Genomic DNA, 22,923 nt, shown 5'->3' on the forward strand with positions numbered 1-22,923 from the left:
GCTCGCGGGCCCCTGGCGCACCGTCAGCTCCGCGAGGCCGGGAGGGTCCCCGCTGCTGTCCGCTTCGAGCGTGAGCCGTACGTAGCGGACGTGCGCGGGGTGCCGGAGCGCGCCGGAAGAGGCGTTCTCCACCGGCCTCCACTGCCGGCCGTCGACCGAGACCTCCACGGTGGACGAGGCGGGAGCGGTGGATGTCCATTCCGGCGAGATGCCGGTCACCCGGCGTGCGCGTCCCAGGTCGACGGTGAGGCTGCCGGTCGCCTGGGCCGGGACCCAGGCCGTGGCGGTGCTGCCGTCCACCGCCGCCCGGGCGTCCATGCCCGGCTGCCCGGAGGTGGCCGTCGCCGTCGCGCACCGGGCGACGTTGGCCGTGGCCGCGAGGTCCGGGCGCCGGGTCTCCAGCACGGCCGGGGCCGCCGTGGTGACCGTGCGGGTGCCCTCGGCGGTCTCGACCTCGAACGGGCTGCCACCGGTCAGCCGGACGGTCGTGCGGTGGGGTCCGACGGCGACATCGAACGTACGGCCCCGCCAGTGCAGCCCCTTCAGCCGCACCCCGTCCCCCAGCTGCGGTGGAAGCACCGGGTCCAGTCGTACGCGGTCCTCCTCCCACCGCAGTCCGGCCAGGCCGTAGGTGAACGCCTGGAGGAAGCCCCCCGCCCCGGTGAGGAAGTTGTGCGCGGGCGCGCCCGCCAGCGGGTCGTCCGCTCCGGCCTTGGCGCCGCGCGCCTCGGAGAACTGATGGAACGGCCCACGGACGAACGGCTCGATCGAGCGCATCAGATAGGTGTACGTCGAGCAGCCCGGCTCGCCGATGGCCGCGGCGTCGATCGCGTGGATCGCGTCCGTCATCGCGGGGCCTTCCGGGTCGGTGCGTACCGCGTAGTAGTCCAGGGTGCGGGACGCCTGCTCGCGGGTCATGGGCCACCGCAGCGGGTACATCAGCATGACGGTGTCCGCCTGCTTGATCTTCGAGCCGTCGTAGCCCGCGTACTGCTCGAACACCTGCCGGTCGCCGTCGTACGGGATGCGCAGCCGGTCGGCGATCCGCGTCCAGTCGGCGGGCGGGTCGTGTCCGAGCACCCGCGCGGCTCGGGTCGCGTCGCGCAGTGCCGTGGCCGCCCCGGCGTTGGTGAACGCCCCGTCCGTGACGCCGTTGCTGTACTCGTCGGGGCCGGCCACGTTCTCGATCGAGTAGCTGCCGTCGGTGTTTCCGGTGACCCGTCCGGTCCAGAACTCGGCGATGCCCTCCAGTACGGGCCATCCACGTTTCCGCAGCCAGTCGCGGTCGCCGGTCGCCTGGTAGTACTGCCAGACGGCCAGGGCGATATCGCTCTGGAGGTGGATCTGCATGAGGCAGTGCGGCGGCGGGCCCCAGCTGTGACACTCTTCGAGGTCGCCCTGGCCACCGCTGGTCCACGAGTAGAACAGACCGGAGTAGCCGTACCGCTCGGCATTGGCGCGAGCGGCCGTACGGGTGCGGTAGCGGTAGTCCACGATGGATCTGGCCAGCTGCGGCTGGTTCGCGAGCAGCGCGGGGAACATCCAGGTGTCGGCGTCCCAGAACACCTGGCCCGCGTAGTTGTCGCTGGTCAGCCCGGTCGGCGCGACGCTGTTGCCGGAGCCGGCGCGGACGTTGGACAGCATCCCGTACTCCGAGGAGCGGATCCAGGCCTGGAGGTCGGGCGCTCCCGCGACCTCGATGCCGCCGCGCCACAGCGCGGCCCAGGCAGCACTGTGGCTGGCGAACAGGTCCGGCCAGCCCCGCTCCGCCGCCTTCCGGGAAGCCGCCACCGCCGCCTGACGTGGCGCGTCGGCGGTCAGGGCGGTGTCGACGCCGACGTACTTGGTGAACGTGTACGTGTGCGCGCCGCGAACCGGGAAGTTGACGGACTGCCGGTTCGTCAGACTCCGGTTCTCCTCGGCCGGGCGGGTGTCGCGCACGCGGACGGTGGGGCCGGTGGTGAGGGTGGAGGCGATGGCGCCCCGGGTCCCGGTGCCGTCGGCGCGGAATCCCACGGTCATGGTGCGGCCGGGCTCGCGCCCGCCGCCGGTCGCCGACAGTCTCCGGGCACCGCGGCCGTCGATGAGGTCGGTGACGGTGGCGTCACCGCTCCAGTGCGGGGTCATCCGCACCCGTACCGCGGCCGTGTGCTCCCGGTCGCGGGCGGCGAACACCTCGTAGACCAGGTCGGTGGCGCGTCCGTCGGCCGTGGTCCAGGTCAGCGAGGTGCGGACCAGGCCGCACCGCAGGAGAACGGTCTGCCGGTAGCGGGAGATCCGGTCGGCCGGGGTCGCCGAGGTGAAGACGTCGGCACCGACGCCGACGGTCAGCCCGGTCCAGGTGGGAAGGGCGGCGATGACCTGCCGGTCGTCCGTGGTCGCCGGGTTGTGGGCGTACAGGCCCGAGACGTACGAGCCGTCGTAGCGCGGCGTGTACAGCGGCCAGCCGGTCTTCTGCTCACCGGCCCAGTACCCGGTGCCGTTGGGCGGGACGCGCTGCCCGAGGTAGCCGTTCGCCACGAAGGCGTGGTAGCTGTCCTGCGCGTCGATGGCGGTCGACGACGGCGCCCAGCCGTCCTCCGCTGCTTCCCCGGAACACGAGGCGGTGGAAGGCGCCGGTGGGGCCGAGGCCCGGATGGGCAGCGCGGCGGCCGAGGTGGCGGGCAGGGCCAGGACGACGAGGAGGATCCAGCCCAGCCGTAACCATCGGCGCGTCCGCGTCCGCGTCCCCGTCCGCGCCGCCCGGTCGGAAGCTTCGGGCCCGGCCATCACAGCCGAACCCCGCTCCGCGCGAGGGGGTTGGCCGGACGGATCGCCAGGGACATCGCCCCCGCGGCCAGGCACACCGCGGCGCCCGTGAACCAGACGAGCGTGTAGCTGCCGAAGTTGTCACGGATCAGCCCGCCCACGGCGGTCGCGAGCGCCCCGCCGAGCTGGTGCGCGGTCCACAGCCAGCCGAAGACCACACCGGCCGACGAGCCGAAGGCGTCCTGGCACAGCCGGATGGTCGGCGGCACGGTGGCGATCCAGTCCATGCCGTAGAAGATGGTGAAGATCAGCATGCCGGTCGTCACCGTGTCGGAGAACAGCCAGGGGAGCATCAGCAGGGACAGCCCTCGCAAGGTGTAGTACACGAGGAGCAGGTAGCGCGAGTCGAACCGGTCCGTCAGCCAGCCCGACAGGGTGGTCCCGACGATGTCGAAGACCCCGGCGATGCCGAGCAGCCCGGCGGCGGCCGTCGTGGTCATCCCGTGGTCGTGCGCGGCCGGGATGAAGTCGGTCTGTATGAAGCCGGACGTCGTGACGCCGCAGATGCCGAAGGTACCGGCCAGCAGCCAGAAGTCCTGCGTACGGGCCGCCTGCCGCAGCACCCCGAACGCGCCGACCGTGGCCGCCTCAGCCTTCGGAGCCTCCGGTTCCGCGTCCGTTTCCTCCTTCGGCGCCTCGTCGGCTCCGTACGCGGTCAGGCCCTTGTCCCGTGGGTGGTCCCGGAGGAGGAGAACGACGAAGGGCACCGCGACCAGGGAACCCAGGGCCACCACGATCGACGCCGTGCGCCAGCTCGAGTTGTCGCTCAGCCCGCCCAGCAGCGGCAGGAAGACCAGCTGACCGGCGGTGCTGCCGGCGGTGAGGACACCGGAGACGATGCCACGGTGCTTGACGAACCACCGCTCGGTGAGGGTGGCGACGAAAGCCAGGGAAATCGCGCCGCAACCGGCCCCCACCAGCAGGCCCCACAACAGCACCAGTTGCCACGGCGCCGACATCCACGCGGGCAGTCCGGTGCCGAGCGCGATCAGCACCAGCGCGCCGGAGAGCACACTGCGGATGCTGAGGCGTTCCATCAGCGCCGCCGCGTACGGTGCCGCCAGGCCGACGATCACCAGATTCAGCGAGATCGCGAAGGAGATCGTGCCGTAGGACCAGCCCATCTCCTCGTGGATCGGGGTCATGACCACCGAGGGCAGCGAACGGAAGCCGGACGTGCCGATCAGGACCAGGAACGAGACACCGGCCACGATCCAGGCCCAGTGAAGGGAACCCGCTCCGGCCCGGAGTCTGCTGCGGGGTGGTTCGGGGATCTTTTCGAGGTTCCGCACGGTGTCAGGAGTCCCCTTCGGGCGCGTGGGTGACGACCATGGCCGAGTACGTGGCGCCCAGGCCAGTGGCGGTGAACAGGTAGTGCCGACCGGGCTCCAGCTGTCCGGTGTCCCGCATCGTCGTGTAGTTGACCAGGACATCCGAGGCGTAGCAGTGGCTGTACTTCGGCAGGTTGTCGGTGAAGAACCGGCTCCGGTCCACGCCGAGTTCGGTGGAGACCTCGACCATCAGCGAGTTGTAGTGCACGAACCGGTGGATGTCGTCGAGGTGGAGCCCGGCCTTGGCGACCGCCTCGCGGATGACGTCCGAGACCTCCGGGTCGTGTGCGTTGTTGGCCCTCTCCCGGGTTTCCTGGTCCATCAGGATGCCGTCGGCGAACTCGCCGCGGGTGCGGGTGACATAGGAGCGCACCCGGTCCCCCAGCCCGCCGCGGGCGACCAGGCAGGCGCTGGCGGCCTCGCCCATCACGGAACCGAGGGAGTGGTAGTCCTGGTTCAGCTTGGCGAAGGGTTTCTCGCCGGTGACGACCAGGGCACGCGCCGCCGGGTCACCGTCCATCGCCAGCAGGGCGCCCGCCATGTCGATGGCGGCGAGCCCGATCGCGCAGTTCTGCTGGGTGAGCCCGAAGGCCTGGGCGTCATGGAGTCCGAGCGAGGTGCGCAGGATGTCGGCGGCGTCCATGGTGGAGGGGGTGACCTCCTGGGTGGCGTGTCCGTACAGCAGGTACTTCACCGTGCTCGGGTCGGTCACCTCCTTCAGCGCCGCGCGGGCGGCGGGCAGGATGAGGTCGAAGAGGGACTGTTCGGGGTCCAGCCGCATGTCGCGGACGCCGTAGACGCGCCGCAGCACTTTCATCTGAGCCCGCGTCAGCCCCAGGGGGGCGCCGGCCTCCTCCAGGGAGACCGAGCGGGACGGTACGTAGGCCCCCCACGCCTCCAGGGTGGTCGGCTGGTCGTCCAGGGACCGCTGCGGGCCATCGCCCGGCCGGGGCGTGTAGGCGGTCGAGAAGGTCACGCCGTTGTCCTCCTGTTCGTGTCCGTACTTCCTGAAGCTGCGTATTCCTGAGCCGCGTGGTGGGGCTCAGACCGTCAGCGGGCGTCGGCGTGCCTTGTGCACCGGCACCACCACAACCCCCACCGCACGGCAGACGACCACCGGCTCGTCGAGGACCCCGGCGGTGCTGTGGCCCTCCTCGTAGCGGGCCTCGATGACCTTGCGGGCCTCCAGCTCGACGGTTCGGCGCAGTCGGCTTTCCTTGATCAGCCGCCCGGTCACCTCGATGAAGTCACCGGCGTGGACGGGAGCGGTGAAGGTCACCTCGGAGTAGTGGGACAGCAGGCCCTCGTCTCCGGCGCTGCGGATGGCGATCTCGGTGACGACGTCGCCGAAGAGGCGGAGCATCCGGGCTCCGTCCACGAGGTCGCCGCCGTAGTGCGCCTCCTCGGCTCCGATGCGCACCCGCAGCATCACCGTGGACGGGTCGGTCGGATCAGTCGGCACCGGGTGCCCTCCTCTTCGTCTGGACCGGCAGAGCCGTCGGCCAGCCCACCGCGATGGCGATGACCAGGTCTTCCTTGTGCGAGATCGACAGAGAGATCCGGTCCAGGCCGATGTCGGCGGCGCGGCGCGCGGCAGCGCCGGTCAGTCGCACCCGAGGTGCGCCGCGCTCGGTCCGGCCGATGTCGATCTGCCAGGCCGGGACACCGGCCAGCAGTCCGACGCCCAGCACTTTGAGCACCGCTTCCTTGGCGGCGAATCGGCCCGCCAGGAACTCCCGGTATCGGCCGGGGCCCAGCGTCCCGGCCTCCCGGCGCTCCGGGGCCGAGTACAGCAGGTGCCGGAACCACCCGCGCCGCACCAGCCGGTCGAGTTCGCCGATGCGGAGCAGGTCGACCCCGACGAAGGGGGGCCCGGTCCCGGGACCAGCCCCCCTCGGGGTCCGGCTCACGGCGAGGACTCCGGGTGCGCGGCGGTACGCAGGATCGCCGCCGAGCAGGTCCCCGAGCGCGGGTCGGTGTCGTGGAGGACGACCGTGGCGTACTGCCCGGCCCACTGGGGGTTCTGGGCGAGCGCCATCCAGACGCTGGTGCAGTAGGTCCGTTCGGCGTGCCGGTGGACCTCCATGCCGTCCGCCGGGATGTCGTGCCCGCTGCGAGGACCCTCGACGAGCAGCGAGGTGCCGGACCGGGCCGATGCGGTGAGGGCGGCGAGCCGCCGGGCGCAGTCATCCGGTCCGCGCTGGACCCACACGTCATGCACGTCCAGCCCCGGTCCCTCACCGCCGGACTGCAACAGCAGCAGCACGCCGGAGTCGACCAGATCCGCGCTGTGCACCAGCGGGTCGTGGTTGGGCAGGGTGGTCTGCTCCAGCACCGCGAGCACGGCTTGGTCGCAGTGGCCGAGTCGGCTGTACGCGGCGGCGATGCGCAGCGCCGAGAAGGGCGCCGCCAGTCCCTGCTCGGCGAGTGCGAAGCTCGCCGCGCGGTCGCCGAACGCCCGGTTCAGCTGGGTGGAGCTGGTGGTGAAGGGGTGCACATCGGGCAGCGCGTAGGCGACCATCACGAGGTCCGGCTCCACGGATCCGAGCGGATCGCCGTCGAGCAGCCGCCGGACCAGATCGACATGGGTGACCACCGGCCGGTCCCCGGCCGCCGCCGGATCCGGGCTCTGGCCGAAGGACGCGAGGAGGTCGCGGTCGTACTCCGCCATGATCGAGAACTCGGGGCGCACGGTACGGGGCGGGGCGAGGACCGCCGCCCCGTGCCGTACCGCCAGTGTGCTGCCGGCCATCAGGCCTGGTCCGCCGTGGCAGGCAGCTGCCGGAGCAGGTAGTCGGTGAAGCTGCCGACGGTGGCGAAGTCCGTCATCTCCAGCTGCTCGGGGTCGACCTCCACCCCGACCGAGTCCTCCAGCGTCATGAGGACTTCGAGCACGGAGGTGGAGTCGAGGTGCATGTCGTCGAAGAGCCGGACGTCCTCGGTCAGGCTGTCGACGGGCCGTTCAAGGGCCTCGCTCAGCGCGGACTCGATCTGGTGGACGAGTTCGACGCGGTCCATGGGAACTCCGTTCGGGTCAGAGGAGTGTTCAGAGGGGGTGCGGCTAGAAACGGACCAGGTGCTGCCGGTTCAGCAGGTCCTCGGGGGTGTCACGGCGGGCGATGAGGTGCGGCGTCCCCTCGTGGACGAGGACCTCGGCCGGATAGCCGTGGCTCAGGAAGAGCACCGGCGAGGCGGTCGGCCCGTACGCGCCCGACCGCTCGACTCCCAGCAGGTCGCCGGGCGAGACCGGGGGCAGCGCCACTCGCTTGCCGATCACGTCGTTGGGGGTGCACAGCGGTCCGGTGACCGTGATGGGGGAGGTCGCCGGGTCGTGGTAGCGGCTCAATGACCGGATGGGGAAGTTGCGTTTGACGAAGCTGCCCACGCCGACCGCGGCCATGTGGTGGTTGGTGCCGCCGTCGGCGATCGCGAAGCGCTCCCCCATCGACTCCTTGACGTAGAGCACACGCACCACGTAGGTACCGGCCACGGCGGTGAGATAGCGGCCCAGCTCCATGATCAGCCGGGTCTGCGGGTGGCGCTCGACGAACTGCTCGATGACCGCGTTGACCTCGCCGTGCAGGGCGTTGAGATCCAGCTCCTTCTCGTTGTCGAAATACGGCACGCCCAGGCCGCCGCCGAAGTCCACGGTCCGCAGCGGGACGCCCAGCTCCTCGCACAGGGTCTCGGCGATGGAGAGGATGTTGGTGGTGTTGTTGACGACGTCGGAGTAGTCGAGGATGCGGGTCCCCATGTACGCGTGGATTCCGATCACCCGCACCGACCGGAGGGCCCGGACCAGGCTCGCGGCCGACTCCCGCAGCGCCGCCAGGTCCACCCCGAACTGCCGGGGCTTGCCGCCCATCGAGAGCCCGCCTCCCTTGGTCTGGAAGTCGGGATTCATCCGCAGCAGCACCGGTACGTCGGTCAGACCGGCCTCGACCGCCAGGGCGTCGAGCGCCCGCAGCTCCTCCAGCGACTCGCAGACGACGGCGTGCAGACCGGCCTCGAGGCAGGCGCGCAGTTCCGTGGTGGTCTTGCCCGGGCCGAGGAAGATGATGTTCGCGGGGGCGACACCGGCGCGCTGCGCCGTGATCAGCTCCGTCAGCGAGGACACCTCGGCACCGGCCCCGAGCGAGCCGAGGTAGGAGCAGACGCTGATGTTCGGGTTCGCCTTGAGGGAGAAGAAGACATCGACCGCCGGGTGCAGGTTCTCGCGCAGCCGCTGGTAGTTGGTGCGCAGAACGTCGGTGTCGTAGACGTACAGGGGGGTGCCGTACTCGCGGGCCAGCTCTGATACCGGCACGCCCTGAATCTCAAACTCCATCGCGTTCACCGGATCTCCTCTATGGTCGGCACGGTGCCGAGCGCTTCGCGCACCTCGGCGTCGAGGGCGGTCAGGGCATCGCGGTCCCGGGCGAACAGCAGGGTGTAGAGGCGGCCTTCGAACGGGGGCCGCCGGTGGGCCTCGGCGTTGACCGTGCCGAAGCAGGTGATGACGGCACCGGTGCCGCCCGGTCCGCTCGGTGCCAGCGGGCCGAGGGCCGACGCCATCTCGTGGAACCGGACCGGGCCCTCGAGGTCCAGCGCGTAGTGCTTGGCCAGCGCGGCACCGGAGGAGAGAAACCGCTCGGTGACCGGCCCCTGGTAACTGGACATGTTCAACCGGGCGTTGATCTCCAGCACGGGGTAGAGCGTGTCGTCCGTGCCGAGGATGGCGTCCACCCCGACCACGCCGAACAGTCCGTCCTCGTACAGCCGCTTCCCGACCCGGCCCGCCGTGTCCTCCAGCTCCGCCAGCTGGGCCGCGCCCAGGCGGGTCGGCATCACGTGGCCGAGGTGCACACCCCCCGAGGTCTGCGCCTCCTTGACGAAGTCGAAGTGGACCCCTCCCACACGGTCGATGGTGAACTGGTAGTTCAGATCGCACCGCTTGGACAGGAACCTCTCGACCACCACGTGGATGGCGCGGGAACCGGTACGGGCCGCCCGCTTGTCGACCATCCGCAGCAGACGCTCGGCCTTGGCGGGCGTGTCCAGCACGATGAGTCCCTTGCCGGAGACCCCGTACGACTCCTTGACGATCAGCGGCACGCCCTCATCGAGGCCGCGCCGGACTGCCGCCGTCAGCTCGTCCACGGTTTCGCAGCACTCGCCGGGCACCGGGCGGATGCCGAGTTCGTCGACCAGGCGCCGTCCGTAGATCTTTCCGTTGACCCGCTCCATCGTGTCGCTGTCCGGGACGGCCAGCGGCAGGCCGGTCGCCTCGGAGATCTTCTGCTCGGTGGCGGAGGTGCCCATCGGCATCAGATAGGTGCGGCCGTCGGCCAGGTCGGCCAGGCGCCGCAGCGTCTCGGGCGAGGCCAGGACGCGTTCGCCGGTACTGGCGCCGGGTTCGCCCCGTGGGACGACGAGTTCGGTCGGCAGCTGGAAGCCGAGGTCAGTGGCGTACTGCGTGAAGCCGGGGTCGAGCGGATCGCCCAGGCAGATCACATCGCCGCTCCCGGCCAGCAGGGCGCCGAGTTCCTCCATGCGCTGCACGGTGGTGGGAGCCGATGCCAGTCTCGGCAGCGGCAGTCCGATGTAATCGCGCGCCCACGTGTGCTCGACCTCGAAATTGCACAGAAAGACCAGCCGGGCTTCGGGATTTCCGGTCAGCGACTCCTTGAGGCCGCCTAAGTAGGCACCGCTCATAGCCATTTACACCTTCCTGTACAGGGGTTTGCCACTCACGACAGGATTGATGGTCAGGAACGTTCAGCGCGCCGCGTCACATCGAGAAGTACAGGGCATGGCGAGGTGCACCGGCAATGGCCGCCGGAAAAGGCTGTGGTGGTTTCCCGAAAGCACTTCGGTGTCCCCTTACGGTACCCACAGGCCCCAGGGCTTCGGCTTTCTCGCGCTCCGTCCGGGCGCGTACCATCTCCGTCCGGAAAGCGAAGGAGATATCGCATGGAACAGCGCATCACGCTGGTCACGCTGGGCGTGTCCGACCTCGCCCGGTCCAAGGCTTTCTACGAGGCCCTGGGCTGGCGGGGGCAGGAAGTCGAGGAGACCGTGTTCTTCCAGGCGGGCGGGGTGGGGGTGGTGCTGTGGGACCGGGACAAGCTCGCGCGGGACTGCGGGCTGGAGCCCGGGCCCGCCGCCGGGTTCGGCGGGATCGCCCTGGCGCACAACGTACGGTCCGAGGCGGAGGTCGACGCCCTGCTCGCGACGGCGGAGCGGGCCGGTGGGACGGTCACCAAGCCCGCGGCCGTCAACGCCATCGGCTTCTACTCCAGCGCCTTCACCGACCCGGACGGTCACGCCTGGGAGATCGCCTACAACCCCGGGTTCCCGCTCGCCGAGGACGGGACGGTCACCCTGCCCGATTTCGGCACCTCGTGACGCCGCCCCGCTAGTCCGCGTCGTCCACGTAGCGCAGGACGCCCATCATGTGCCGCTCGTCGACTTCTTCCGGATGGGTCGCGACGCAGTCGGTCAGCCGCTTGGTGAGGGTGTCGGCGTCGATGCCGGTGCCGATCAGCACCAGCTGAGTGGCGCGGGGCTCCCCGCGCTCCCAGGGCACCGGCTGGAAGCGGAGGTACGCGCCGACGGCGTGCAGCCCGTATTTCCGCCGCGGGTCGGCACCGGCGAAGTGGACGAAGCCCTTGAGGCGGTAGAGGCCCGCGGGCCGGGCGTCGAGGAATGCCATGAAGCGGCGCGGGTCCAGCGGCTCGGCCGAGGCGAATTCGACGCTCTCGTACGCGGCGTGCAGATGGCGGCTGTGGTCGTCGTGCTCCTCGGCGCCGTTGCACACATCGGCGAACGAGAGCTGCCGGAAGCGCTCCTCGGGCGTCTCCCGGGGCTCGTGGTCGAAGAGGAGGCCGGGGTCGACGCGGCCGTGTTCGGCGGTGAGGACGGGCAGCCCCGGGGCGATCTCGGCGACGGTGTCCAGGACGCGCCTCCGCTCGCCCTCCCCCACCCGGTCGGTCTTGTTGACGACGATCAGGTCGGCGTCGCGCACATGGCGGTCCAGCTCGGGGTGGCGGTCGCGGGTGCTCGCGAACTCGGCGGCGTCCACGACCTCCACCAGGCCCCCGTAGCGGATGCGCTCATTGCCACTGGACAGCAGTGTACGGATCATGCTCTGCGGTTCGGCCAGGCCGCTCGCCTCGATCACGATGACATCGATGCGCAGCTCCGGATCGGTGAGCCGGTCCAGCATCTCGTCCATTTCGGAGGCGTCCGCGGCGCAGCACAGACAGCCGTTCTCGATGGGGATCATCGAGTCGACCTGTCCGGCGACGGCCATGGCGTCGATGTTGATGCTGCCGAAGTCGTTGACGATGACCCCGATGCGGGTGTCCACGCTGTCGCGCATCAGATGGTTGAGCATCGTGGTCTTTCCGGAACCCAGGAAACCCGTGATGAGAAGGACCGGGATCCGTTGTGTGGCCAAGGCTCTGTCTCCGTGCGGCGATGCGTGGGCGGTGCGGGCGGGCCGTTCATGTTATCCGGACGGCGGCCCGGGGCGGATCTCGGCCATCGGTGAGTGTGCTGACGTACTGTCAGTTTCGGTGGCGCCGCCCCGCTTCGGCCATTACCAGGTTCGGCATCAAGGCCGCAAGGCATACCTTTCTGCCTGGGCGCACTCTAGTGGGATCCTGGCCAACTCGCGCCCGTCGCCCGTCTTCCAGCGCGCCGCACGGGTCCTTAAGCTCTCAAGCAAGCGAGACGGCTGGTGACCACGTGCCACACGATACGCATGTGCCCCGGTCGGCGGCGGCCTGATCTCCTCGCCGCGACACCACCTCCGCACCTCACCTTCACCCCCCCCGCACCGGGCTCCTTCATGCCCCATCAGTCGAACAATGATCGACTTGTCGAACGAGAGTGGGCGACATATGCGGATACACACCATGCTTCACCACGCACGATCGGAGCGGGCTGCCGATCCCCTCCGGCATCTCTCCGCCACGGACCGGCGGCTGTTCCAGCGGTTCGGCCAGGGGCCGGTGGCCACCCTGCCCTGCTCCCTGATCCACCAGGCCATCGAACGGCACGCCGCCGCGGCCCCGCTCGCCGTCGCGGCCGAGCATCTCGGCGAGACGATCACGTACGGGGAGCTGGACCGGCAGGCCGGACGGCTGGCGGCCCGGCTCGCACGGCTGGGCGTACGTCCCGGGGACAACGTCGCGCTGTTCGTCCGGCGCTCCCTCCCCATGCTCGTCGGTCTGCTGGCCACCCTGAAGGCGGGCGCGGCGTATGTGCCGCAGGACGCGGGGCTGGCGCCCCCGGCCCAGCTCGGCCATGTCATCCGTACGGCATCGACCCGGGTGATCCTGACGACGTCGGGCTACGCGGACCGCGTCCCCGCGCCGCCCGGCCACACCGTCGTCCCGCTCGACACCGCGATGGCCGAGCCCTTCGACGGCGAGACGGACGGGCACGCGTTCGTCCCCGACCGGCCCGTGACACCGGACGACGGCTGCTATGTGCTCTTCACCTCCGGCACCACGGGAGCGCCCAACGGGGTCACCGTCACCCATCGCAATGTCTGCAACCTCCTGCTCACCTCCCCCGGTGACCTGGGGATACGGCCCGGGACACGCGTGTCGCAGATCCTCAACGTGGCGTTCGACATGGCCGCGTGGGAGATCCTCGGGTGTCTGAGCCACGGCGCCACGCTCGTCATCCGCGGCGCCGACATCGCCGAGACCGTACGCCGGGTGGATGTGGTCATCGCGACGCCGACCGTGCTCAGCGGGGTCGACCCGGAGCTGTGCGGGCGGATCAAGGTCGCGGCCGTCGCCGGGGAGCCGTGTCCGCGCTCGCTCGCCGACCGCTGGGCCCGGATCTGCACGTTCTACAACGCGTGCGGACCGACCGAGACCACCATCGTCAACACCATGCAGCGCCATGACCCGGCGGCGCTGCGGCTGACCATCGGACGGCCGACCCCGAACAACACCGTGTACGTCCTGGACGCCGAGCGTCGCCCGTGTGCCATCGGCGAGACCGGTGAGATGTGGGCGGGCGGGGACTGCGTGTCGGCGGGCTATCTGCGCAATCCGCACCTCACCGCGGAACGGTACGCGCCCGACCCGTTCCTCGGTGGCGGACGGCTGATGTTCCGTACCCGGGACCTGGGCCGCTGGACGCCGGACGGCGAGCTGGAACATCTGGGCCGCACCGACGACCAGGTCAAGGTGCGGGGCTTCCGGGTCGAGCTGGACTCGGTGTCGGCCGTCCTCGAAGCGGTCCCCGGCTGCGTGCGCGCGGTGACGCTCAAGCTGGACGACCGCAGTCTGGTGTCCTTCGCCGCGCCGCTGCGGGTCGACCCCGAGGCGGCGCGGCAGGCCGTGGCCCTGGCCCTCCCCTACTACTGCGTGCCGGTGGCCGTGCACACCCTCCCGGCGCTTCCGCTCACCAGCCGCGGAAAGGTCGACAAGTCGGCCCTGCTGCGGCTGGCCGCCGAGCGCCGCACCGCCGGTGAGGTGGCGTCGTGACCACACCCCGCGTCGTGACCACACCCCGCGCCGAAGCGCCGCCGAGCACCGCGGAGCGGCCGCTGCCGCCCCGGACACCGGGGGTGCGCGGGCTGCTGAAGCATCCGCGCCTGATGCACTACAACCGGCTGATCGCCCTGGTCCTGGCGGTCAACCTGGCCTTCCTGCTGTCCCGTTCGAATGATGGTCTGCCGCCCGGCACGCTCTCCGACGCGGCGCTCGTCAACTTCGCGGTGGCGATCGTCATCCGCCAGCAGTACGTCATCAATCTGCTCTTCCGCATCGCCACCGCGGCGCCCACCAGCTGGCCGCTGAGGATCCGGTGGACGCTGGCGAAGGTCTACCACTTCGGCGGGGTGCATGTCGGCGGGGCTCTCGCGGGCACGCTCTGGTTCCTCACCCTGGTGGGCTCGCTGACCCGTCACTCCGCCCCGGCCGCGACGCTCGCCGTCTCGTACGCCCTGATCGTCCTGCTGCTCGGGATCACGGCCACCGCGCTGCCGCCCTTCCGGGCGCGGTTCCACGACCGCTTCGAGAAGACCCACCGCTTCGGCGGCTGGGCGGCGCTCGTGCTCTTCTGGGCGCAGACGGTGCTGACCACACTCGACGCGCCGGGCGACGGGTCGGCCGCCGGGCGGTTGCTGACGGCGCCGGGCGTCTGGGTACTGGCCGTGATCACCTTCAGTGTGGCGCTGCCGTGGCTGCGGCTGCGCCGGGTGGCGGTGGCGGTCGAACGCCCCTCTACCCATGTGGCACTCGCCCGCTTCAACCACGGGGTGACGCCGTTCGCCGGGTCCTCTACGGCGATCAGCCGCAGCCCGCTGCGCGAATGGCACTCGTTCGCCAATGTGCCCGCGCCCGGTGAGTCGGGGTTCCGGCTCACCATCTCCCGCGCCGGGGACTGGACCGGGACGTTCATCGACGACGCCCCGTCCCGGGTGTGGGTGAAGGGCATCACCACCGCGGGCGTGGCCAACATCGAGACGCTGTTCCACAAGGTCGTCTACGTGGCCACCGGCAGCGGTATCGGGCCCTGCCTCCCCCATCTGCTGGCCCAGCAGGTCCCGGCGCGGCTGGTGTGGGCGACCCGCGCACCCCGTACGACGTACGGCGACGACCTGGTGGACGAGATCCTGGCCGTCCAGCCCGACGCGGTCATCTGGGACACCTCCGAACACGGCAAGCCCGACATGGTCCGGCTCGCCTACGAGGCGTACGCGGACTTCGGGGCCGAGGCCGTCATCTGCATCTCCAACAAGAAGCTCACCTGGCGGGTGGTCCATGGCCTGGAGTGCCGGGGGATCCCCGCGTACGGCGCCATCTGGGACTCGTAGACCGACCCGCTGAGAGGGAGACACCGTGAACTTCATCAAGATCGAGCGGCAGGAGCGCGTCGTCACCGTGACGCTGCACCGCCCCGAGGTGCTCAACGCGCTCAGCAGCGGACTGCTGGACGAACTGGTCGAGGCGCTGCGGCCGCTGGACCGCGACCCCGGGACCGGCTGCTTCGTGATCACCGGCTCGGAGCGGGCGTTCGCGGCGGGCGCCGATATCAAGGAGATGGGGCCGAAGACCTCCGTCGAGATGTTCACCGAGGACTACTTCGCGGGCTGGGACGCCTTCGCCGCGCTGCGCACCCCCAAGATCGCGGCGGTGTCCGGCTACGCGCTGGGCGGCGGCTGCGAGCTGGCGATGATGTGCGACCTCATTCTCGCCGCGGAATCGGCCACCTTCGGTCAGCCGGAGATCAAACTGGGGGTGATCCCAGGCATCGGTGGCACTCAGCGGCTGACGAAACTGGTCGGAAAGGCGAAGGCGATGGACCTGATCCTGACCGGACGCACCATGGACGCGCAGGAGGCCGAGCGCGCCGGGCTGGTCTCCCGGGTGGTCCCCGACGACCGGCTGATGGCGGAGGCGGCGGCCGTGGCCGCGACCGTCGCCTCCTACGGCAAACCGGCCGCCATGGCGGCGCGGGAGGCGGTGGACCGGGCGCTGGAGGTGGGACTGCGCGAGGGGATGCTCTTCGAACGGCGCTCCTTCCACGCGCTGTTCGCCACCGAGGACCAATCGGAGGGGATGGCCGCGTTCCGTGAGAAGCGCGCTCCGCGCTTCACCGGCCGCTGAGCGATGGCCCGCCCGTCCCCGCTTCCGGTGTCAGTGCCGGAAGCGGGGACGCGGCGCGCGAGCAGGGGCCCGGTCTGGGGCCGGGCCGGTCAGGGGATCTCGACGCCCGCCTCGGCGGAGAGACGGTCGATCTCGGTCAGCTCTTCGTCGCTGAAGCCGGGCGAGTCCAGGACCGCGATGTTCTGCTCCAGCTGGGCGACGCTGCTCGCGCCGATCAGTACGGAGACCACCCGCGGATCCCGCAGCACCCAGGCCAGCGCCAGCTGGGCCAGCGTCTGGCCGCGCCCCTGGGCGATCTTGTTGAGGGCGTGCAGCAGCGCGAGGCGCTCCTCGGTGAGCGCCTCGCGCTTGAGGAAGTGGCCGAGCGCCATGCGGGAGTCGGCGGGCACACCGTTCAGATAGCGGTCGGTGAGCTGGCCCTGGGCGAGCGGCGAGAAGGCGATGACACCGGCCCCGGCCTCGGCGGAGGCCTCCAGCACCCCGCCCTCGACCCCGCGCTGGAGCATCGAGTACGGATGCTGGTTGATGAGGTACGGGGTGCGCAGGTCCTTCAGGATCGCGGCGGCCTCCGCGATGGCCTCCGGCGGGTAGTTCGACAGCCCCGCGTAGAGGGCCTTGCCCTGTCGCACCGCGCTGTCGAGCGCGCCCATCGTCTCTTCGAGCGGGGTGTCCGGGTCGAAGCGGTGGGAGTAGAACACGTCGACGTAGTCCAGGCCCATGCGAGTCAGCGACTGGTCGAGGCTGGACAGCATGTACTTACGCGAGCCCCACTCGCCGTACGGCCCGGGCCACATCAGGTATCCGGCCTTGCTCGCGATGAACAGCTCGTCGCGGTAGGGGCGGAAGTCCTGGGCGAAGACCGAACCGAAGTTGCTCTCGGCGCTGCCGGGCGGTGGCCCGTAGTTGTTGGCCAGGTCGATGTGGGTGACGCCGAGGTCGAAGGCGCGGCGGAGGACGTCGCGCTGGGTTTCGAGCGGGTGGGTGTCGCCGAAGTTGTGCCACAGGCCGAGCGAGACCTTCGGCAGCAGCACACCGCTGCGCCCGCAGCGCTGGTACTGCATGGAGTCGTAGCGGTTCTCCGCCGCGAGGTGGGCCATGTACGTCGTCCTTGTCCATGCCGGTCGGTTCGGGGGCGGGCGGACCGTGGCCCGCCCGCCCGAGCTTGTCAGCTTTCGGCCAGCGTGGCGACCTCATTCGCGCTGAGTGTCCGGCCGTACACGCGGAAGTCGTCGAACGCGGCCCTGAGGTACGGGTCGGGGTACTGCGACTTGCCGAGGTAGGCGGCGCGGATGTGGTTGCCGAAGTGGACGGGCTCGACGGTGACGCGGTTGTTGCGGCCCACCTCGCGCCCGCCGGCGTAGAGGACGGCGGTGCCGCCGCCGTAGGCGACGGCGACATGGACCCACTGGCCGGTGGGCAGCGGATCGGCCTCGATGCGCTGCTCGGCGCCGCCTCCGCCCGCGGTGATGGCGAAGCGCAGTTTCCCGGAGTCGGCGACCGGGGCGAGGAACATGTTGGCGGTGACGCCGGTGCCGATGTCGAAGATCCGGGTCCAGGTGGCGGGGGTGCCGTCCAGCCGGACCCAGGTGGCGACCGTGTACGCGGTGGCGCCCGCGAGGAGGTCGTCGGCGAGGGTGACGTACGCGTTGCTGCCGCTCAAAGCGACGGCGCCGCCGGTCCTGCCCGTCGTCCAGGTGGCGCCGCCGGTGAGCCGGGCGGTCTTGCCGCGGCCGGTGGCGTCGGCGGCCGTGGTGCCGGAGGTCTCGTCGAAGCGGTACCAGGCGGCGAAGGCGGGCGGCGGGGTGGGCGGCGTCCCGGTCAGCCAGTACACGTTGTAGCGCTGGTGGTGGACGCGGGCGATCGGCAGCAGGGTGACGCTCTGCCCGTCGGCGGTGGCGGTGAAGCGCATCGGGCTGGTGGCCTGCTGCACCACGGAGTCCTGCTTGAGGCGCGGCATGGTCATGCCGGTGACGGTGCCGTACGCCCCGGCCAGCACGACCGGCCCGTACAGCACGGCCCGGATGTCGGGGTCGTCGGGCGTGGGGTCGAGCCGCAGCGCCATCGGCAGGGTGACCTCGACCCGGTCGCCGGTTTTCCACTGCCGGTCGATGATCAGCCAGCTGCCGGGTTTCGGCTGGTCGGGGAGGGTGGTGCCGTTGAGCTTGGCGCGGGCGCCGGACGCCCACGAGGGGATGCGCACCCGCAGTTCCAGGGAGGCCGCGCCGGAGGCGACGGTGAGGGTGGTGGTCTGCTGGTCAGGGAAGCCGGTGGTCTGGCGCCAGGTGATGCCCTTCTCCTGCCAGCGCACCTCGGAGGGGATGAAGAGGTTCACCAGGAGGCTGCGGTCGCCCCGGGTGTAGATGGTGTCGGCGAACTTGGCGTGGGTCTCCATGCCGCTGCCGTGGTCGCAGGAGAAGTTGTCGTAGTCGGTGGAGTACTGGTTCGGGTCGGGTCCCATGAAGGACGGCTGCTGTTTGAAGGAGCCGGGGGCGAGGCCCGTGTAGTAGATGTTGAAGCCGTGCGCCGAGTCGGGGTCCTGTTCGCCGAGCATCTGGTTGAAGAGAGTGCGCTCGTAGTAGTCGAGCAGGTCGGTGCGCTCGGGCGCGTGGAAGTGGATCAGCCGGGTGAGCTTGAGCATGTTGTACGAATTGCAGTTCTCACAGCAGCTGCCGCTGAGCTGGGCGGCGATGGCGTCCGGCTCGTGGAAGGCCTCGCCGTTGCTGTTGCCGCCGATGACATACGTGTGGTGATCGGTGACGATCTTCCAGAAGTTCTCGCCGATGGTGCGGTAGCGGCTGTTCAGCCCCTGCTCCCACAGCCGCAGGGCGCCGACCATCTTGGGGATCTGGGTGTTGGCGTGGAGTCCGGCGAGCCGGTCCTCGTTGCGGCTGAGCGGGTCGAAGACGCGGGCGTGGGTGAAGCGCTCGGCGACCTTCAGCCACCGGCTGTCGCCGGTGATCGTGTGCAGATCGGCGAGGACGTCGTTCATACCGCCGTACTCGGTCTCCAGCACCCGCTGCATCTGGTCGTAGCTGAGCTTCGCGGTGCGGGTGTCGACCCAGGCGGCCTGGCGCAGCACGGTCTCCAGGGCCTGGTCATTGCCCGCGAGCAGGTACTGGTCGACGAGCCCGGCCATGACCTTGTGGATGGTGTAGTACGGGGCCCATACCCCGGTTCCGGCCTCCAGCCGGTCGAAGAAGTTCTCCGGAAACGCCGACAGATAGCCCGTCCCGTACCCGGCGGCCGGGGATTTCGCCTGGCACGCGGCGAGCGCGGAGACCAGCTTGCGGCTCTTGTCGAGGAGTGCCGTGTCGCCGGTGTTCGCGTAGGTCAGGGCGAGACCGGACAGCAGGTGGCCGGTGCTGTGGCCGCGCAGTTCGGTGGTCGGGCTCTCCCAGCCGCCGCAGGGCCGGGCGCTGCTGGCGATGCCGACGTTGAGGCGGAAGGTGTGCAGCAGCCGGTCGATGTCGACGAAGCGCAGATAGGCGGTGTTGCGGGACTGGTTGTCCTTGAAGGCGCCGGGGAGCAGGGTCACGGCGGTGAGCGGGAAGGGCCGGACGCTGGTCAGCGCTTTGGGCTTGTCCGACGCCGCGGCCGGTCCGCCGCCGGGTGTGGCCGCGGCCGCCGTGCCACCGGCGGCCGCGCTGAGCACCACGGCGGCGGCCCCGGTGGCGGTGGTGGCGATGAAGTGCCGTCTGTCGACTGGTTCGTTCATGACTCTCCTCACGGAGGTTCGAAATTACGAACAATGTCCGACATCGTGCGCACGTGAAGCTACCGGCACCTCCGGGGATGTCAACAGCCCCTCGCCCACCGGAGGTTCAGCCGCGCTGCCACTGCTGGTTGGTGCCGCCCGTGCAGCTCCACTGGACGATCGCGGCCTTGTCCGCCGTCGACTCGTCGGCCACGTCCAGGCACTTGCCGCTGGAGCGGGCGGTGAGCCGTGCGTAGCCGCCGCCGGTGTCCGTGACCTGCCACTGCTGGTTCGCGCCCGTGCCGCAGGCCGACTGGACGACCGCCGCGCCGTCGGCGGTGGAGCCACCGGCCACGGTCAGGCACTGGGAGCTGTGCCGTGCGACCAGCTGGACGTAGCCGCCACCCGCGCTCCTGGACCAGAACAGCTGGTTGCCGCCGCCGTTGCAGGTGTACTGCACGGCCGCGGTGCCGTCGGTCTGCGCGGCGGAGAGGATGTCGGCGCACTTGCCGCTGTGCCGGGCCTTCAGCGGGGTGTACGGACCGCCGGAGCCGGTCACGGTGCCCGCCTCGGTGTCGATGGTGAGCTGCGGATACCAGTCCATGGTGAGGGTGGTCGCGGTGGGGAAGTTCAGCGGCAGCCACACATAGCGCGAGTCGTTGACCTTGCCGCCGAAGGAGTTGCCCCAGCGGTCGCCCAGGTACAGATACGAGGTCGTCCGGGCGCCCTGCACCGGCAGGGCGTACGCGGTCTGCGAGCCGTACGCGGTGGCGTCTCCGACGTTGCGCATCGCGCTCCAGGGACCGGCGAGGCTGGTGGCGGTGGCGTACTGCTGCTGGTTGGGGTTCCAGCCGGTGGCGCCGGAGGTCAGCATGAAGTACACGTTGCCGCGCTTGAAGAGGGCCGGAGCCTCGCGGTGGCCGCCGGGCCACGGGTTGGCCACCAGGCTCGCCACCCCGGTGTAGTCGTCGGTCAGCCGGTAGATGTGCAGGTCGTAGTTCTCCCGGGCGGCCGAGATCATGTAGCCGGTGCCGTCGCTGTCCTTGAACAGGGTGATGTCGCGCGACATGTGCTGGCCCAGCGGGCGGAAGCTGCCCCGCCAGGTGTAGTCGCCGTCGACGGTGGCGGAGGTGGCGACGGCGGCGCGGGCCTCGCTGTAGTCGCTGCCGTTCTCCTTGTGCGCCCACATCACGAACTGCTTGGTGCGCTCGTTGTAGATGACCTTGGGCCGCTCGATGTTGGCGGTGGCCAGCTCGGGGTCGGTGGCCTGGGTGAGGACGTGGCGGCGGAACTCCCAGCTCTTGAGGTCCGTGGAGCGGTAGGCGGACACATAGCGGAAGGTGTTGTCCGCGTTGCGGTTCTCCCCGAACCAGTAGTAGTACGCGCCGACTTTGATGACGCCGCCGCCGTGCGCGTGCAGCGCCTCGCCCGAGGTGGTGGTGAACTGGGTCGCGTTGGCGACGGTGACGGGAGCCGCCTGCGCCGCACCGGCGCCCGCCAGCGGGGCCAGCAGCGCGAGGACGGCGGCCACGACGAGGGCCCAGAGACGTCCGCGCATCACACGCTCTCCTTCAGGACGGTGAAGTGGCGGGCGAAGCCGGAGAGCCCGGGCAGCTGCCGGATGGGCGTCCAGGTGCGGAAGCCGTCGAGGCTGTCGCTGTAGTAGTACTTCTTCTCGGCGTAGCCGTCGAAGTAGATCCGCCAGCCGCCGCCTCCGAGCGGCACCAGCGCTGGTCCCTCGCGCCAGCTGCCCCAGCCCGCCCAGTCGCCGGTACCGCGCAGGGTGTAGGGGCCGCCGAGGCTGGTGGCGGTCGCGTACTCGATGTACTTCGTCGTCTCGTGCTTGGTGAAGGCGTGGTACTGCCCGCCGTGGCGGACCACGAAGGTGTCGATGTAGTTCGCCTTGTCCAGCCCGGTGAGCGGCTTCGGAGTGGTCCAGGACGAGAGCGCGGCGTTGGTGGCGGTGAGCAGATGCGGCCGGAAGATGTAGTCCGGGGTGGCGGTGGTGTCGAGCGACACGATGACGTTGACGCTGCCGTCTCCGTCGACGAAGAACTCGGGCGCCCAGGTGCGTTCGACACCGGCGAGCGGCAGCGTGTGGTTGCGGACGAAGGTCCAGTTGACCCGGTCCCGGCTGCGCGCGAACCCGATGGTGTTCCCGGTCCAGTTGGTGGTGTAGACGATGTAGTAGTAGCCGTCGGTGTGCTTGATGATGCTGGGGTCGCGGATCAGCTCCGCGGGCGGGGTGAACGCCGGTCCCTTGAGCAGCGTGTAGGCGAGCGCGTCCGTCGACTCGTACACGTACATGTTGGATTCGCTGCTGTTGGTGAAGGCGGTCATGGTGTAGCGGGTGGCGGCCCCGGTGTCCGGAGCGGGCCCGTCGGCCACGGGGACGCCGAAGTCCGGGGTGCCGTCCGCCTTCCAGCCGAGGGTCTGGATACGGGTGTGCCGGTTGGGGTCGTTGAGGGGGTCGCCGGTGATGTCCTTGTACTGGCGGGCGTGGTAGACGAGGACATCGGTACGGCCGTCCTCGGCGACGGTGAACGAGTTGTGGCCCGGGCCGTACTGCTTGGTGGTGTCGTTGCTGGTGAAGACCGGCTGGGGGCTCTTCTTCCAGGAGGCGGCGGACAGGGGGTCGCTGTCCGCGGAGGCGGTGAGCAGTCCCATGCAGTAGTTGGCGTCGGTGGCGCTCGCGGAGTAGGTGAGGAAGAGCCGCCCGTTCTTCTGGAGGACGGACGGGCCCTCGTTGACCTTGTAGCCGCGGGTCTCCCAGTCGTAGGTGGGGCGGGAGATCTCCACCTGCGGCCCGGTGATGGTCCAGGGGTTGACCATCTTGGCGATGTAGAGGCTGGAGTTGTTACCGACGTCCGGGTTGCTCTGCGCCCAGGTCAGATAGCGGGTGCCGCGGTGGACGAAGGTGGAGGCGTCCAGCGAGAACGAGTCGATGGGGGTGGCGATGCGGCCCTTCTCCGTCCAGGTCCCGGCGAAGGGGTTGGCGCTGGCGTTCTCCAGCACCCACATCCGGATCTTCCAGACGTCGTTCGCGGGCGCGGAGGCGAAGTAGATGTACCACTTGCCGTCGATGAAGTGGATTTCCGGGGCCCAGATGTGGGCGCCCATGTCGCCGCTGGTGTGCTTCTTCCAGATCACCGACTCGGCCGCGGTGGCCAGGCCGCTCAGGGTTCTGGAGCGGCGCAGGATGACGCGGTCGTACTCCGGGGCGGTGGCGGTGAAGTAGTAGTAGCCGTCGGTGTGCCGGAAGATGTGCGGATCGGCGCGGTTGCGGACCAGCGGATTGGCGTACCGGGCGGCCCGGGCGGCGGTCTCCCGCGCGGAGGGGGTGGCGGCCTCGGCGAGGCCCGGGGTTCCGGCCACCGCTCCCAGGGCCAGGGCACCCATCAGTACCCGTCTGCGGCTGGGCTGTCCGTGCTCTCCTGCTGTGGGCATGTGGGGGCTCCTGCGCTCTCCGTTG

18 protein-coding genes are annotated in these 22,923 nt (G+C 70.3%); 4 read left to right on the forward strand and 14 right to left on the reverse strand.

Going from position 1 to position 22,923, the window contains the following annotated elements:
• The 9 genes from ACFV9T_RS21625 to ACFV9T_RS21665 all read right to left on the reverse strand — a co-directional run.
• Nucleotides 1-2,769, reverse strand: a 2,769-nt coding sequence (locus ACFV9T_RS21625; protein ID WP_385442731.1) for a discoidin domain-containing protein, incomplete at its 3' end; no start/stop codon positions are given.
• Nucleotides 2,769-4,100 carry an MFS transporter gene (locus tag ACFV9T_RS21630; protein WP_385442733.1) on the reverse strand — a complete coding sequence of 444 codons (1,332 nt, stop codon included), beginning with the start codon at nt 4,098-4,100 and terminating at the stop codon, nt 2,769-2,771. The genes ACFV9T_RS21625 and ACFV9T_RS21630, both read right to left, overlap by 1 nt.
• Nucleotides 4,101-4,104: 4 nt before the next feature.
• Nucleotides 4,105-5,115, reverse strand: a complete 1,011-nt coding sequence (locus tag ACFV9T_RS21635) for a 3-oxoacyl-[acyl-carrier-protein] synthase III C-terminal domain-containing protein (protein ID WP_385442736.1) — start codon at nt 5,113-5,115, stop codon at nt 4,105-4,107.
• 66 nt (nt 5,116-5,181) lie between these two features.
• Nucleotides 5,182-5,601 (reverse strand): 3-aminobutyryl-CoA ammonia lyase, encoded by a 420-nt coding sequence (locus tag ACFV9T_RS21640; protein ID WP_385442737.1) that lies wholly within the window; start codon nt 5,599-5,601, stop codon nt 5,182-5,184.
• Nucleotides 5,591-6,049, reverse strand: coding sequence for a holo-ACP synthase (locus tag ACFV9T_RS21645; RefSeq protein WP_385442739.1), 459 nt, complete (start codon nt 6,047-6,049; stop codon nt 5,591-5,593). The genes ACFV9T_RS21640 and ACFV9T_RS21645 overlap by 11 nt, the downstream gene beginning before the upstream one ends.
• Nucleotides 6,046-6,891: a hypothetical protein gene (locus ACFV9T_RS21650; protein ID WP_385442741.1), complete on the reverse strand. Its 846-nt coding sequence runs from the start codon at nt 6,889-6,891 to the stop codon at nt 6,046-6,048. The genes ACFV9T_RS21645 and ACFV9T_RS21650 overlap by 4 nt, the downstream gene beginning before the upstream one ends.
• Nucleotides 6,891-7,157: an acyl carrier protein gene (locus tag ACFV9T_RS21655; protein WP_385442744.1), complete on the reverse strand. Its 267-nt coding sequence runs from the start codon at nt 7,155-7,157 to the stop codon at nt 6,891-6,893. Before ACFV9T_RS21655 ends, ACFV9T_RS21650 begins: the two co-directional genes overlap by 1 nt.
• A 43-nt stretch (nt 7,158-7,200) precedes the next feature.
• Nucleotides 7,201-8,466 (reverse strand): diaminopimelate decarboxylase, encoded by a 1,266-nt coding sequence (gene lysA / locus ACFV9T_RS21660; RefSeq protein WP_385442747.1) that lies wholly within the window; start codon nt 8,464-8,466, stop codon nt 7,201-7,203.
• Nucleotides 8,467-8,471: 5 nt separating this feature from the next.
• On the reverse strand, nt 8,472-9,833 hold the full coding sequence (locus ACFV9T_RS21665) for an ATP-grasp domain-containing protein (RefSeq protein WP_385442748.1): 1,362 nt from the start codon (nt 9,831-9,833) through the stop codon (nt 8,472-8,474).
• 258 nt (nt 9,834-10,091) lie between these two features.
• On the opposite strand from ACFV9T_RS21665, the gene ACFV9T_RS21670 reads away from it, so the two are divergent.
• Entirely contained in the window at nt 10,092-10,526 is a 435-nt protein-coding gene (locus ACFV9T_RS21670; protein ID WP_385442751.1) for a VOC family protein, read from the forward strand.
• A gap of 10 nt (nt 10,527-10,536) precedes the next feature.
• Here the strand turns inward: ACFV9T_RS21670 and ACFV9T_RS21675 are convergent, their stop codons facing one another.
• Nucleotides 10,537-11,580 (reverse strand): CobW family GTP-binding protein, encoded by a 1,044-nt coding sequence (locus tag ACFV9T_RS21675; protein WP_385442753.1) that lies wholly within the window; start codon nt 11,578-11,580, stop codon nt 10,537-10,539.
• A gap of 460 nt (nt 11,581-12,040) precedes the next feature.
• On the opposite strand from ACFV9T_RS21675, the gene ACFV9T_RS21680 reads away from it, so the two are divergent.
• From ACFV9T_RS21680 to ACFV9T_RS21690, 3 genes are read left to right on the forward strand one after another with little or no spacing between them, the layout of a single operon-like run.
• Nucleotides 12,041-13,630, forward strand: a complete 1,590-nt coding sequence (locus tag ACFV9T_RS21680) for an amino acid adenylation domain-containing protein (RefSeq protein WP_385442755.1) — start codon at nt 12,041-12,043, stop codon at nt 13,628-13,630.
• The gene (locus ACFV9T_RS21685) at nt 13,627-14,964 is read left to right on the forward strand and encodes a hypothetical protein (protein WP_385442757.1); all 1,338 of its coding nucleotides are present in this window, start codon (nt 13,627-13,629) and stop codon (nt 14,962-14,964) included. Before ACFV9T_RS21680 ends, ACFV9T_RS21685 begins: the two co-directional genes overlap by 4 nt.
• Before the next feature lie 25 nt (nt 14,965-14,989).
• Complete coding sequence (locus tag ACFV9T_RS21690; RefSeq protein ID WP_385442760.1) at nt 14,990-15,757, forward strand: enoyl-CoA hydratase-related protein; 768 nt, start codon at nt 14,990-14,992, stop codon at nt 15,755-15,757.
• 89 nt (nt 15,758-15,846) lie between these two features.
• On the opposite strand, the gene ACFV9T_RS21695 is transcribed toward ACFV9T_RS21690, so the two are convergent.
• The 4 genes from ACFV9T_RS21695 to ACFV9T_RS21710 form a co-directional block, all read right to left on the reverse strand.
• The gene (locus ACFV9T_RS21695; protein ID WP_385442762.1) at nt 15,847-16,854 is read right to left on the reverse strand and encodes an aldo/keto reductase; all 1,008 of its coding nucleotides are present in this window, start codon (nt 16,852-16,854) and stop codon (nt 15,847-15,849) included.
• Between the two features lie 68 nt (nt 16,855-16,922).
• Nucleotides 16,923-19,472: a beta-L-arabinofuranosidase domain-containing protein gene (locus ACFV9T_RS21700; RefSeq protein WP_385442764.1), complete on the reverse strand. Its 2,550-nt coding sequence runs from the start codon at nt 19,470-19,472 to the stop codon at nt 16,923-16,925.
• Nucleotides 19,473-19,578: 106 nt separating this feature from the next.
• On the reverse strand, nt 19,579-21,009 hold the full coding sequence (locus ACFV9T_RS21705; RefSeq protein ID WP_385442765.1) for an RICIN domain-containing protein: 1,431 nt from the start codon (nt 21,007-21,009) through the stop codon (nt 19,579-19,581).
• Nucleotides 21,009-22,898, reverse strand: coding sequence for a family 43 glycosylhydrolase (locus ACFV9T_RS21710; RefSeq protein ID WP_385442767.1), 1,890 nt, complete (start codon nt 22,896-22,898; stop codon nt 21,009-21,011). The genes ACFV9T_RS21705 and ACFV9T_RS21710 overlap by 1 nt, the downstream gene beginning before the upstream one ends.
• Nucleotides 22,899-22,923: the final 25 nt, after the last annotated feature.

It is taken from the genome of Streptomyces sp. NPDC059850 (assembly GCF_042731515.1).
Lineage (GTDB): Bacteria > Actinomycetota > Actinomycetes > Streptomycetales > Streptomycetaceae > Streptomyces.

What these genes read in the sequence shown, in the direction of transcription:
- ACFV9T_RS21710 (WP_385442767.1), bottom strand. Translation starts at nt 22,898, where the DNA reads ATGCCCACAGCAGGAGAGCACGGACAGCCCAGCCGCAGACGGGTACTG.
- ACFV9T_RS21655 (WP_385442744.1), bottom strand. Translation starts at nt 7,157, where the DNA reads ATGGACCGCGTCGAACTCGTCCACCAGATCGAGTCCGCGCTGAGCGAG.
- ACFV9T_RS21705 (WP_385442765.1), bottom strand. Translation starts at nt 21,009, where the DNA reads ATGCGCGGACGTCTCTGGGCCCTCGTCGTGGCCGCCGTCCTCGCGCTG.
- ACFV9T_RS21650 (WP_385442741.1), bottom strand. Translation starts at nt 6,891, where the DNA reads ATGGCCGGCAGCACACTGGCGGTACGGCACGGGGCGGCGGTCCTCGCC.
- ACFV9T_RS21670 (WP_385442751.1), top strand. Translation starts at nt 10,092, where the DNA reads ATGGAACAGCGCATCACGCTGGTCACGCTGGGCGTGTCCGACCTCGCC.
- ACFV9T_RS21680 (WP_385442755.1), top strand. Translation starts at nt 12,041, where the DNA reads ATGCTTCACCACGCACGATCGGAGCGGGCTGCCGATCCCCTCCGGCAT.
- ACFV9T_RS21665 (WP_385442748.1), bottom strand. Translation starts at nt 9,833, where the DNA reads ATGAGCGGTGCCTACTTAGGCGGCCTCAAGGAGTCGCTGACCGGAAAT.
- ACFV9T_RS21700 (WP_385442764.1), bottom strand. Translation starts at nt 19,472, where the DNA reads ATGAACGAACCAGTCGACAGACGGCACTTCATCGCCACCACCGCCACC.
- lysA (WP_385442747.1), bottom strand. Translation starts at nt 8,466, where the DNA reads ATGGAGTTTGAGATTCAGGGCGTGCCGGTATCAGAGCTGGCCCGCGAG.
- ACFV9T_RS21695 (WP_385442762.1), bottom strand. Translation starts at nt 16,854, where the DNA reads ATGGCCCACCTCGCGGCGGAGAACCGCTACGACTCCATGCAGTACCAG.